12 protein-coding genes are annotated in these 12,825 nt (G+C 53.8%); 3 read left to right on the top strand and 9 right to left on the bottom strand.

The annotated features are described in order from the left end of the window. The first annotated feature begins 91 nt into the window (after nt 1–91). The gene (gene hisD, locus ABCO64_RS01690) at nt 92–1,342 is read left to right on the top strand and encodes a histidinol dehydrogenase (protein ID WP_253458177.1); all 1,251 of its coding nucleotides are present in this window, start codon (nt 92–94) and stop codon (nt 1,340–1,342) included. Nucleotides 1,343–1,582: 240 nt separating this feature from the next. On the opposite strand, the gene ABCO64_RS01685 is transcribed toward hisD, so the two are convergent. From ABCO64_RS01685 to ABCO64_RS01645, 9 genes are all read right to left on the bottom strand, one after another. Next, nucleotides 1,583–2,539, bottom strand: a complete 957-nt coding sequence (locus ABCO64_RS01685; protein ID WP_253457860.1) for an HD domain-containing protein — start codon at nt 2,537–2,539, stop codon at nt 1,583–1,585. A gap of 95 nt (nt 2,540–2,634) precedes the next feature. Then, a complete protein-coding gene (locus ABCO64_RS01680) occupies nt 2,635–3,933 on the bottom strand; it encodes an ATP-binding protein (protein WP_253457858.1) in 1,299 nt (432 codons plus the stop codon). Between the two features lie 234 nt (nt 3,934–4,167). Next, nucleotides 4,168–5,058, bottom strand: a complete 891-nt coding sequence (locus ABCO64_RS01675; protein ID WP_253457855.1) for a tetratricopeptide repeat protein — start codon at nt 5,056–5,058, stop codon at nt 4,168–4,170. 14 nt (nt 5,059–5,072) lie between these two features. Then, nucleotides 5,073–6,368: a BREX system ATP-binding protein BrxD gene (gene brxD, locus ABCO64_RS01670; RefSeq protein ID WP_253458174.1), complete on the bottom strand. Its 1,296-nt coding sequence runs from the start codon at nt 6,366–6,368 to the stop codon at nt 5,073–5,075. After that, nucleotides 6,343–8,148, bottom strand: a complete 1,806-nt coding sequence (locus tag ABCO64_RS01665) for a tetratricopeptide repeat protein (RefSeq protein WP_253457852.1) — start codon at nt 8,146–8,148, stop codon at nt 6,343–6,345. The genes brxD and ABCO64_RS01665 overlap by 26 nt, the downstream gene beginning before the upstream one ends. After that, the gene (locus ABCO64_RS01660) at nt 8,145–8,843 is read right to left on the bottom strand and encodes a dolichyl-phosphate beta-glucosyltransferase (protein ID WP_253457850.1); all 699 of its coding nucleotides are present in this window, start codon (nt 8,841–8,843) and stop codon (nt 8,145–8,147) included. The genes ABCO64_RS01665 and ABCO64_RS01660 overlap by 4 nt, the downstream gene beginning before the upstream one ends. A gap of 1 nt (nt 8,844) precedes the next feature. Further along, entirely contained in the window at nt 8,845–9,360 is a 516-nt protein-coding gene (locus tag ABCO64_RS01655; protein WP_253457847.1) for a DJ-1/PfpI family protein, read from the bottom strand. Between the two features lie 116 nt (nt 9,361–9,476). Beyond that, nucleotides 9,477–9,947 carry a GNAT family N-acetyltransferase gene (locus ABCO64_RS01650; protein ID WP_253457844.1) on the bottom strand — a complete coding sequence of 157 codons (471 nt, stop codon included), beginning with the start codon at nt 9,945–9,947 and terminating at the stop codon, nt 9,477–9,479. A gap of 18 nt (nt 9,948–9,965) precedes the next feature. Continuing rightward, the gene (locus tag ABCO64_RS01645; RefSeq protein WP_253457841.1) at nt 9,966–10,637 is read right to left on the bottom strand and encodes a PEGA domain-containing protein; all 672 of its coding nucleotides are present in this window, start codon (nt 10,635–10,637) and stop codon (nt 9,966–9,968) included. 87 nt (nt 10,638–10,724) lie between these two features. Here ABCO64_RS01645 and ABCO64_RS01640 point away from each other — a divergent pair, with 87 nt between their 5' ends. Beyond that, nucleotides 10,725–11,141: a PaaI family thioesterase gene (locus ABCO64_RS01640; protein WP_253457838.1), complete on the top strand. Its 417-nt coding sequence runs from the start codon at nt 10,725–10,727 to the stop codon at nt 11,139–11,141. A gap of 99 nt (nt 11,142–11,240) precedes the next feature. Then, entirely contained in the window at nt 11,241–12,821 is a 1,581-nt protein-coding gene (locus ABCO64_RS01635) for a CTP synthase (protein WP_292617013.1), read from the top strand. Nucleotides 12,822–12,825 lie beyond the last annotated feature (4 nt).

Genomic DNA, 12,825 nt, shown 5'->3' with positions numbered 1-12,825 from the left:
TGCTGGCGTCCTGCCTGTGTGCTGCCCTGAAGAGCCGCCTGTTGCCTGCTCCCGGGAAAGGTTCAATGGCTTCCGGGTTGCATGCATGAGTATGTGGAAGCCACTTGACATTTCGGGGTGGAAGGAGGAGCGCCGGGGTGATATCGCCGGGGTGCAGGGTGCTGTCCGGGAGATCATCGAGGCAGTTCAACAAGGCGGTGATACCGCTCTCATCGAGCTTACCAAACGGTTTGATGGTGTGGATATCCATTCGCCCCTGATCCCGGCAGAGGAGATCGAAGAGGCATATGAACTGGCAGATGATCGCCTCATCGAAGCACTCTGTGAAGCAGAGGCCAGGATCACCCGGTTTCATGAACTCCAGACGTCCCGGTCCCTCTGGCTCGAGGAGGTGGAGCCGGGGATCACACTCGGTGTCCGGACAACTCCGCTCTCCCGCATCGGCTGCTATGCTCCGGGTGGACGTGCAGCGTATCCGTCAACCATCCTGATGACGGCAGTCCCGGCACGGGTCGCAGGTGTGCCTGAGATCGTCTGCTGCACCCCGCCGCCTGCGGATCCGCTCACCCTGGTGGCGATGGATATCGCCGGTGTCACCGAAGGCTACCGGCTCGGCGGTGCCCAGGCGATTGCGGCAATGGCGCTTGGAACAGAGACGATCTCTCCTGTTGCAAAGATCGTCGGGCCCGGGAATGTCTATGTGACTGCTGCCAAGATGCTCCTCCGTGATCATGCGGAGATCGACTTTCCGGCTGGTCCCTCAGAGATCGGGATCATCGCAGATGGGACTGCTGATCCTGTGTATATCGCAGCCGATGTCATCGCCCAGGCAGAGCATGATCCAAACTCTCCAAGCGTGCTGGTGACGACCGATCCAGGGCTTGCTGAGCGTGTCGGGGAGGAGATTGCCCGGATGCTTGCCACTGCACCTAGGCGGGAGATTATCGAAGCAGCGCTTGCAAAATCCGGGTATGTGGTTGCCTCTTCCCGGAGCGAGGCAGTCCGGCTGATGAACGGGATTGCGCCTGAGCATCTCTCGCTCCAGGTAGCTGATCCGATGGCACTGCTTGGGGAGGTCGGGCATGCGGGCTCGATCTTTGTCGGCTCCCACACCCCGGTTGCCTGCGGCGATTACGCATCAGGCACAAACCATGTGCTCCCGACAGCAGGGTATGCGATGGTACATTCAGGGCTTGACGTCCACCACTTCTGCACCCGCAGCCAGGTCCAGATCCTGAATGAAGAGGGGCTCGCGGCAATCGGCGATGTGGTTGAGGCGCTTGCTGAGGCTGAGGGGTTATATGGGCATGCGGAGTCGGTGCGGGTGCGGCGGCGGGGATAGTTCTCTTGTCTGGTGGTATGGAGAAGCAGAATGGCTTTTGATCATTACTTGAAACATTCGGGTTGTGAACGTTATCTCAGCCTGATATCTGTTTCTCTCTTTTGAACTCACGAATAAAAACATCGGCCGGGCGTGTACGTCTGCTCTTTACGTCATTTTCAGCCGGAATACGTAATGGGGTGAGACTTGATGCCTCTCTCGCCTCTCACCGTTCCTCTTCAGCAATTGACAAAAATTATTCTATATCCTATACACCGGCCGCTTGCTCTTCTCTCCCCTCCACTTTCCTTCCCCGGGGGCAAGCCCTGCGGTATCGTCTGCCATCTCCCGGAGGGTTGCGCTTGCGAGATCGGCAAGGTGGACAGCCCATGCTTCAGGTGTTCTGGGTGCGACATCGCCGTGGTCGCCATGGTGGGACTGGATGATATGGAGGAGGTGCAGATAGGTTGCGTCATCAAGGAACTCCTTATACCGGGTGAGGAACGCTACCCCAAGCGGGATGTGGCCGATGAGATCATACTCCGGACGTGCCACAAACAGAAGGCCCTGTCTCTCAAAAGAGAGCGCCTTGCCGATATCATGGAGGATCGCTCCGGCAAGCAGGATGTCGCGATTGAGCCTGTAGCTCTTCTGTGCTTCAGCCATGGCAACTGCAATCCTGGCGGTCTCTAACGAGTGTTCGGCAAGGCCGCCTGCATAGTTATGGTGCCGCTTCCTGGCAGCAGGCTTTTCATAAAAACCACCGACATCCATCAGTGCAAGCGAGACAAGCAGCTTGAGCTCACCACTCCGGATTGTCCCGGCGAGTTCCTGGATCTGCTTTGCGGTCTCTTTGATATCAACCGGCGAGTACACAAAATCTCCGTGTTCTGCTGCCGGAATGGTAACCGGGGCGGCGAGATCGGCAATACCGTCATTGATATTGATCTCGCATTCGCCATTGAAGACCTTTGCAAACCCCCTGATCCGGTAGACTTCTCCTGGTTTCAGGCTTCTGCCGACTGCCTCGATCTCAGGAGCCGGCTGTGCCGGCAGCCCCCAGATTTTGCAGGAGATCCTGCCGGTGCTGTCGGCAAGGGTGGCATAGAGGTATCTTCCATCATCTCTCTTCGTGCGTATCCCGATCTCTTCGAGGAGGAAGAGGGAATTAACATCGCATCCGTCGGTTATATCGGTTATTGACTGGTTTTTTGGCATGGGATCACCTTGCGTATGGGGTCATGGTATCTGTTGTGGACAAATGTAAGTAAGAATCTGGTTGCTGAGAGGTATTTTGTGTATCGGTTGGGATTCTATGGATAGAGATCAGGGTAGAGCATATACTTCCATGCAGGGATGATGATGATCTCCTTTCCTTGTATCTGCTCATGGCCATAACTGTCCATTGTCAGGATGTACCCCAGAGCCAGATCATATTCATGAAGGGCGTCAAGCAGCCCGGTAATCTCTCTCTTTCTTGTCTCGCTGTTCTGGAGATCAGCAGATACCTGGATGGCAGAGAGAACAGCCGGCTCCTTCATGATCAGGAAATCACATTCCTTCCCGGATGCATTCTGGTGATAGAAGAGGGAATATCCTTTCTTTGCCTGCAATAAATAAAGGAAAACAAGGTTCTCGAGTTTCTGTCCGGTATTTTCAGAAAAACAAAATGATACGGTATTTAAGAAGCTGTTGTCCCCTGCATATACTTTCTTTGATGCCTGAATCTGCTTGTTCAGGGAATAATGGAAGGCAGGCAGCGTATAGAAGAGGTACGCGTCCCTGAAGTACCTGATGTACTGGCTGATTGTGTTTGTGCTCTTCAGCCCTGTTACGTTCTTCAGCGTTGAATATGAAAATTTGGAGGTGGCATTCGAGGCAAGGTAGGTGGCAAGCCGTGCGAGCCCTGCCTGTTCACGTAGCATATAGCGGGCTTCGATATCCTTCTTCAGGATGTCATTGAAGTAATATCCCGATAATTCCATGTCTTCCTCTTTCACTACCTCGGGGAATCCGCCGTATTCAAGATATTCCTTGAAATAATGGACAATTTCGGCAGATCTATCTGAGGTGAGGAGCTGCCCATCCGGTATCTCTATCTCTCTGAGCCGTAAAAATTCACGGAGACTGAAGGGATGGAGATCCAGCACGACATTCCGTCCTGTGAGTGATGTTGCAATCTCTCCTCCCAGGATCTTCGCATTCGATCCGGTGACGAAGACTTTATGGCCCTTGAAATGGAGGTTGTTTACCCATCGCTCCCATTGAGGTGCGTACTGTATTTCATCAAAGAAGAAAACAGTCTTCTTCCTGCTGGAGAACAACTCTATTGCGATATTTTCAATATCATGATAGTTCTCAGTTGTCATGTCGAGGAGCCTGATATCCTCAAAATTGATAAAGAGGATAAACTCATCCCGTTGCTGGTACTGATCTGCAATGAGCTTCAGGACAGTGCTCTTTCCTGATCTCCGTATGCCTGTAATGATGACGATCTCTTTTCCACGCATGTATCTCTGCAGGTCGATATCCCGTTCTATCGTATCTTCAGGTATCCCTGCAAAGATCTCCTGGTGTTGCAGGATCACATCCATGAGCTGCGCTTTATCCATGAAATCTCCACCTCTGCCTCTTGTTGTCACTTCTTCTCTACAACCGTTCTTTACTATTGAGATGGTTGTTTATAATACCTATGTCATTGGGAAAGAAAAGATAGGTGTACTCTCTCGTGTACGTTTCCATACTCCTTCATCTCGAGTAGCATTGCACAGGAACAGCATCAAAAAATGAATGCCCCTCTGGTGGGCGATGTTGAATGAGCGTGTACATCCACACCTGCTCATACATCAGGCATGCGATGGACACATGTCTTCGATCTCCTCATCAGATGGATCGAGAATGCAGAGCCGTGCTGCAGCACGCGCCTCCTCAAAAGCACCGGCTGCGTCTGCACTCCTGCCTAGCCTCGCAAGTGCAAGCCCCCGGTAATACCACTGAAACCGTGCCTCAGCAGGAAAACCGATCACCGTCTCCCATGCCTCGACTGCATCATCATGTTTGCCGAGTGCTTCAAGGCAACAGCCACTGAAATACCATGCATGGCAGAACTCCGGGTAGATCGCGATTGCCTTGTAGCAGGATTCGATCGCATCCTGGTACCTGCCCATCCTGAAGAGCGACTCTCCCCGCAGGGACCACGCATCCACGTAAGCCGGAGCATGGTCAAGGGCCCGGTCATAGGATTCCACGGCTTCAGGATACCTGCCAAGTGAATCAAGGGCTTCTGCCCGGCTGATATGCACAAGCACATTTTTTGGATCGAGTTCAGCTGCCATTTCAAATGCATCAATTGCCTCATCATACCGGCCAAGGCGGCTGAGTACAGTCCCGCGATTCATCCACGTCCCGGCATGCCGGGGGTTGATTGCACGTGCCTTCTCATATGACTCAAGTGCCTCGTCATACCTGCCGAGATCCTCAAGTGCGTTGCCGCGGTTGTTCCATGCCGGGAGATGTCCCGGTTCAAGGGCCAGTGCCCGGTCATAGGATTCAATCGCCTCGTCGTATCTGCCGAGATGGCCAAGCGCTGCACCCCGGTTGTTCCAGGTATCGACATGGCGGGGCCGGCGGGCGAGTGCCCGGTCAAAGAACTCAAGGGCTTCGGCATAATACCCGGCGACCAGATGTTCAACCCCTTTATTGAAGTCGCTCTTGCTCAGCAGATCAAAGATTCCCATGTCACATCACCTCTTCACCATTCAATCTCCATCACCGCTCGTTCTTCTTCACGAATATCTGTTGTGGAACTCTTCTCAAAGCTATATTGTTCCATTGGATCAAACCCGGGATAGAGTGCGGCCTTGTCAAGCAGATCCACAAACGACCTGAGGAAGAGCCGGGGGATCACATCAATCCTCCCGCCGAACCGGTTGGTGACCCTGTTTATCATCACCCGAATGAACCTGAGGTTGATCCTGGATGAATCCACCTCACCATACGCATCACGGTAGATCTCGATGACACGCATCGCCACCTCAAGCAGCTTCTTCTCATCGAACCGCTCAAGGGAGATCTGTGTCTGGCGCAGGTTCCTGAACCCGTCGTCATCAGGTATCTGTATCCTGTCATAGAGAGGCGGAAGCGCCCGGATCCCTTTTGGCCCTTCAAAGAAGGATGGTGTCCCGGTGAAGAGAAAGAATGAGGCGGGCATCTCGTTTCTGTCGACAGAATCAACAATCCTCCTGAGATTGATATATGCCCGCTCACGGAGGGGACGCGATGATGCCTGGGTTGTCTCGGTCTCATCACAGGCTACCGCAAGCCCCCGGTAGCCTGCCTGCTGGATGATTCTTGTGATCCCCCGGAGGAAGGGGAGCGCCGACTCCTCATCCACGCCTCCCCGGAGCCCTGCCTCTGCCTTGAATGCCCGGCCGACCGTCTCTTCACCGGCTATCCAGCCGAGTGCTGCCTGTGCAATTGCAAAGTCGCCCCGGTTGTTTGCCTGGTAGTATGTCCTGATGGCAGCAGCAAGCCCCGTATTCTCTTCAGCTATCCTGGCAAGTGACGTCTCTATCTCTTCTGCGGCAGCGAGCGCCAGCTTCTCCTCGTCCTCCTCACCATACGCATCGATAAGCCGCTCTTCTATCCCGAATATCCAGGTATCAATGATACCTTTGAGGGCGTTCTCTTCAGTGCCTGTTTTGAGGTTCCGGATGATTGCGCTGTAGAGGGATGCGAGCTTATGAAGGGGAGTGTCGGGGGATATGACGATATGGGCGGTCGCAAACCCGTTCTGCCTGGCAATTTCAAGGGCCCGTGAGATGAAAAAGGTCTTGCCGCTCCCGTAATCGCCCCTGACGAACTTGATCTCAGATCTGCTGGAAGCAACATACTTCAGCTGATCGGCGATCACCTCCTCCTCGGATTCGACCCCGACAGCGAGCCGTTCAAGGCCAAGAGCAGGGACAGTGCCCCGGCGGAGAGCATTGATTATTCCAATGCTCTTTAGTTTTGCCTCATCCTCACTGCTCGTCCCGGACATATCCATAGATCTCACCCTTCTCCCCTGTACCACGCTTCTCTATAACCGTTATTCCAGCATCCCTGCTTTTCCGGATAATTTCGTTTATGATCCCGCCAACCCTGCGGGAGCCAAGAAATGTCCGAAGCTCCATCTCACTGGTCTCCCTGTGCTCCCTGAGAAACGAGAGCACCAGCTTTTCTTTCTCGGTGAGGGAGAGTATATCTGTTACTGATCTCGTCTTCAAATCCGCAGAAGAGCTGCCACTCTCCAGCCGGATTACCAGCTCTTCACTATATGCAGATTCCTTTGCCCGTGCAAGGAGCGGAAGAAAATCCTCTATCGCAATTGATGAGGGGTAGCATGGCAGCACGTCCAGTCCCCGGAGACAGTCTTCCTTGCATGCACGATAATCGCCTTCAGCGAGGGCATCTGCAGCTGCATAGAGGCAGGCTACAGAGAGGATCTCCCTCCCCCCTGCCGAGAGGCTGTCTGCCTGTTGGATAAGCCTCTCTTTCAGCCCTGCAATAATTTTCCTGCTTCTGTAGAGTTTCTCCCTGCCCTGGATGATCTGCTCTGCAGCCATCTCAAGGTTTGCTGTATTTTGGATATGGGAGAGGATATAGAGCATCACCTTCTCTGCCTCCCGCATCTCACCAGCCCTTGCAAGATATGCAGCATAGGGGACTCCTCCAAAAACAGAGTCGCTCCGATAGGCGCGGTAGAAGGTGTCACGGGCGACTGCCTGCTCTCCTGCTTTTTCGAAGAGTTCTGCAAGCGGAACAAGAGAGACCCAGGAGGGGTGCGGGTCAAGAAGAGGTTTGATCTCCTGTATGGCAGCGTCGATATCCATGTGCGAGCAGAGGAAGTCGATATATGTGCCGATGACCATCACCAGTGAATCCAGGTCTTCAAATCTCAGAAGCTCTGCTTCCAGCAGCTGCCTGTATTCGCGATCAGCTCCGGTATAGTCGCCGCCTGCCGCAAGAAGCCCGCAGAGGACCAGGTGATAGACGGGATCGTCTTCAGCCTGCCTGATCTGCCTGATGAGATCCTCTGCGTACGTCGTATTTCCGCATCTTTTAGCCAGGAGTGCTGCAGAGAAGAGAAGTTTGGTATCGGGATAATCAGGAATGTAGTGCCGGTAAAGCCTCTCTGCCTCCCCTGGATCTATACGGGCAAGCGCAGAGAGCCAGAGGCGGAGAAATGCGATATCTCCTGTATCTCTCCATGCCTCTTCAGCAGCGCCTGCTGCTTCGGTAAAGCACCGCGATTGTATGAGCGCCTCTACCCAGGTGGTGGTATGCACCCCTGCAAATGCCGAGCGCCTGTAGAGGTCGGTTGCCTCTTTTCCCTCGCCGATTGCGATCAGCGACTGCATCAAAAAAGAGAGATCGTCCTTCTCCCCGCTCCTCCTGGCAAGCTCCTTCTGAACTGGTATGGCAGCCCGGTGATCGCCTTGGGAGACGAGGGTTTCTGCATACCGCCTGAGCGCCCGGATGTTGGAAGGGTCGAGGCGGATTGCTTCTGCATATTCGGATGCAGCACCCGGATTGCCCCCTCTCCTCAGTACTTCAGCCAGGCCGAAATGCAGCTGTGAGGACGTTGGCAAACTCTGTATGAGATCGCAAAATGCTGCCTCTGCATCACTGAGCCTCCCGAGTTCGAGGAGGTTTTCGGCAGCCAGGATAAGGGATGCATAATCCTTCCATCCATCGCAGAGTGCCAGCGACGCTTCAAAGGATCCCTCTTCATAGAGCTGATAGGCATGCTGGATACGATCCTTTGAATCTGCTGGCTGTATCATGAAAACCGGATCTTCAGGAGCCCAACCAGCATTGCGAGCGTATCTGGGATCCTGACGGTTGAGCCGCCCTTATCGCTCCATACAATCGGCTGCTCAAGAATGGTAAAACCTGCCTTCTCTGCCTTCCAGATGAGCTCGACATCAAATTCAAAGCCCGTTGCCCTGATAGTATCAAGGACATCTTCGATCACCTCACGCCGGAATGCCTTTGCCCCGCACTGGGTGTCCAGAAAGCTGATACCGAAGAGGATATGGATGATTATATTGAAAATCCGGCTCTGAATCTTCCGGGTCATGCTCTGGGGAGTCGGCAAATGAGCACCTTCGACCCATCGCGATCCGATCACCCCGTCATACCGGTCAAGCCTGGCAAAAAGTTTCTTCATCTCGCTGATCCCGGCAGCTCCATCCGCATCAAGGTAGCCGATATATGAACGGGAGGCGCTTTTCATCCCCATGGCAATCCCGCCGCCTTTTCCGAGGCGCGTTTCGGAGTAAAGGGCGATGATCCCTGTCCCGGGGTGTTCCTCCTTGAAGGAAGCGACAACATCCCCGGTTCTGTCGCTCCCGTCAATGACAACGATCACTTCGCCATGAAAATCCAGGCATTCAATGAGGAGGTTTTCAATCCTCTCCTCCTCGTTGTATGCCGGAATGACTAAGGTACAGTCTTCTTCCGGAATCTCTGCATTCATCTTACTGCCTGAGCAACCCGACAATCGCGTCTCCAAATGCTTGTGCGGCTGCCGGCCCGTTTGCTGTGACAATCCTGTTCTCAACGACAACCGCGTCATCAAGCAGTTCTGCACCCATCTCCTTCATGGTGCGTGTGGATGCCGGGCTTGCAAAGACCGTGGCTTTCTTTTGCTTCAGAATGCCTGCGAGCGCAAGGACGACAGGAGAGAGGCAGATGGCAGCGGTTACTTTTCCGCTGTCATGGAACGCTCTGACAAGCCCGATGAGCGGATCACTGCTCCAGAGGAAGTCCTGTGCTCCCATTCCTCCGACAATGACGATGCCGTCAAACTCGTCTGCTGTCACGTCCTCAAATGTTGTCTCAGCCTGGACGATCTCGCCAAGCATGCCATAGCAATCGCCTTTCTTTGTTGATGCGATGACCGTTTCGATTCCACTGGCGGTAAAAACCCGCATCGGTTCGGTGAGCTCTTCGTCACGGAACCGGTCTGGTGCTACTGCGAGCAGGAGTTTCATAGTAATGGTATCGGAAACAATGCCATTAAGGGTTTTCACTATATGCTTTTCTCCAACCGGGTGGATGCTCTGCTTCAACCTGGAGAGAGAGAGAGGGAGCCTGCAACCAGTACGCTCTATCGTGCCTCCGGGGATTGGCCTGCACCTGTCTTCTGCATGATCATCCGGTCTTCTCCAGGGCCAAAATATTCTGCTTCAAAGGATACTCTCTGAAAGCCACGTGACTCGTAGAGGGCGATCGCACCGGTGTTCTTCGGGGATACCGTGAGGCAGATCTCCTGTGTGCCCAGCTCCTGGAGCGCCTCCTCGATGCTGGTTGTAAGCAGGCGGCCTATGCCTCTGCCCTGGTGTTCCGGCTCCACTTTCAGCCTCAGTATCCATCCTTTTCTGCGTGAAGCCGAAGATACACACCCTATTGTATAGCCAACAATACTGCCTTCATCGTCTGCGACAAAGAAGGCAGGTCCTGCCAGCTCCTGCATCTGCCGGATGAAGACATATGCGCCATAGGTGAAGCCGGACCCTGCAGTCTCCATCCTGACGAGATCTGCAACATCCCGGGAAGCAACGTGCCGTATCAGAACCATTGGAAAGAAAAAGAGAGGTTATTCCCGCCGTCCGGCAAGGAAGACTGCTCCGGCTATCGCAATGCCGGCAAGAACTGCGATGAGCGAGAGCGGGGTCGGCTGCGGCTGAACCGGCTGCAGGTTCGCATGCAGCTTCACGGTCTCGCCCATGGCCGGATACTCGGTGATCTGACCGGTGAAATCCGAATACCCGCTCTTTGTCACCCGGTAGGTGGTATAGGGTGTTGCAGTTGTGTAGACCTGCACATTTAACTCACCATTTGCGGTAACACCTTTGTACTCGCCGTCAAAGTAGACGTTTGCACCATCGACGTTTGAATAGACGGTGTACCAGCCGATATCACCGCCGATCGGTGGTTCCACAGGGGTGGGCTGGGCTGGCTGCAGGGTCGCATAGAGCGTGACGGTCTCACCCATTGCAGGATACCTGTCGATTGACCCATGATAGGGCGTATAGCCATCTTTTGTCACCAGGAACTCCGTCACGGGGGTGCCGGTTACAAAATACTCAACATAGAGTTCACCGTCTGTTATCTGACCCTCGTAATCGCCTCCAAAATAGACGTCTGCACCATCAACATTGCAGCGAATCAGAAACCATGCCTTGTCTCCACCGACCATTGCTGAAGCGGCGGGAAGGATCAACGCAACTGCGATGATCAGTGCCAGGAGATGTTTGATAGAAACCATCCATTTACCTCATAGATGTAAAAGGATCTCTTTATAAATAAAGAATTTCCCAGAAATCTTTATCCCAACCCGGTTCTACTCTTACCGATGGATTATCTGAGCCGGCTGAAAGAGGATTCAAATGAGGCCAACCCGTTCTTCAGGATGATGGGTGTCGATGTCATCTCTTTTGAAGAAGGGCATGCGGAGCTCTCGATGGAGATCCAGCCGACGATGCATAATGGCGTAGGGTGGCTGCAGGGCGGAATATTCGTTGCACTGGCCGACGAAGCAATGGCGCTTGCCCTCTATACGGTACTTGAAAAGGACGAGGGTATTGCAACCATCTCTGAATCGACCAGTTTTCTCAGGGGGGCCAGGGACGGAAGGATAATTGCGCGCGGATGGATCGTCCGGCGCGGCCGACGGGTTGCGTTTACTGAAGGGGAAGTCCGCAGGGGCGACGAATCCGGGGAAGTCCTCGCCAGGACAACTGCATCGTTTGCACTCGTTTCCAAACGCTGATTGGAATGCCAGGCACCCGGCCTTGTGGGAAACCATGATCAGGTGCGGATGCGAAGAATAATAGTCTATACAATCGAGACGGATAGTGCGTGGTTTTCAGTGAAGTATATTGTCGTTACCGGAGGGGTGATGAGTGGTCTTGGGAAAGGGATCACCGCCGCCTCGATAGGCCGTATCCTGAAAAACAGGGGTTATGTGGTCACCGCTGTCAAGATTGATCCATACCTGAATATTGATGCGGGCACCATGAATCCCATCCAGCACGGCGAGGTCTTCGTCCTCCGTGATGGTGCCGAGGTTGACCTGGATCTCGGGAACTACGAGCGGTTCATCGACATCGAGCTGACCGGGAACCATAACATCACAACCGGAAAGATCTACCGGGCCGTCATCGAGAACGAACGGCGGGGTGATTATCTTGGAGATACGGTCCAGATCATCCCGCATATTACTGATATGATCAAATCCCAGATCAGAAGCGCTGCAGAGAACTGGGATGGTGCCGCAGGCCCCGCAGATGCCTGCATCGTCGAGGTGGGAGGAACAGTCGGCGATATCGAGAGCATGCCGTTTCTTGAGGCAGTCAGGCAGCTGCACTGGGAATCTGCACCCGGAGATTTTGTCCTGATCCATGTCACCCTTATCCCTGCGGATTCAATGGGTGATCTCAAGACAAAACCGACCCAGCACTCGGTCAAGGCGCTCCGTGAGCTTGGCCTCTACCCGGATGTCATCGTCGGGAGGAGCACCCTGCCAGTTGCGGCAAACACCAAGAAGAAGATCTCGGCATTCTGCGATGTCCCTGAGCGGGCAGTGGTCAGCGCGACAACGGTTCCGGATATCTACCATGTCCCGATGGAGCTTGAGAAGGAGGGGCTTGCAGATGTTCTCACCGATCTCCTCCAGCTCAACACCCATACTGCATCCCCGGACTGGTACCGGCTTGTAACACGGGAGTATACAAGCAGGGTCACAATAGCAATAATCTCAAAATACGGTATCGAGGATGTCTATATGAGCATCAAGGAGGCCCTGAAGCATGCAGGCCGGGCAACATCCACAGAAGTCATAATCAGGTGGCTTGATGCTGAAGACTGCACCTCAGCTGATCTCCTTGATGTTGACGGGATACTGATCCCTGGCGGATTTGGCATCCGGGGTATCGAGGGGAAGATCAGGGCGATCCGGCATGCACGGGAGAAGAAGATACCGCTCTTTGGCATCTGCCTCGGGTTCCAGCTTGCTGTCATCGAATATGCACGACATGTTGTGGGGCTTGCAGATGCAACCAGTTCTGAGATGGGATCCGGAACCCATGTCATAACGCTCCTCCCCGAACAGGAGGATGAAACAAACTTCGGTGGAACAATGCGTCTTGGCGATTATCCGGTTGTCATTATTCCGAAAACTTCTGCTGAAAAGATCTACGGGGCAGTGGAGATCACCGAACGGCACAGGCACCGGTATGAGGTGAATCCCGAGTATATCCCGGCTCTCGAGGAGAAGGGTGTTGTCTTCTCTGGCAGAAATAATGCCAGAATGGAGATTATGGAGATTCCAGACCATCCGTTCTTCCTTGCAACCCAGTTCCACCCGGAGTTCAGGTCACGGCCGACCCGGCCGTCACCACCATTCCTTGAATTTGTTCAGGCATGCAGGGCACACAAACGATCGTCATAGGTGA

Origin of the sequence: Methanocalculus natronophilus (assembly GCF_038751955.1) — an archaeon.
Lineage (GTDB): Archaea > Halobacteriota > Methanomicrobia > Methanomicrobiales > Methanocorpusculaceae > Methanocalculus > Methanocalculus natronophilus.
Note: the sequence above shows the minus strand (reverse complement) of the source record. Positions and strands in the feature narration are given on the sequence as shown.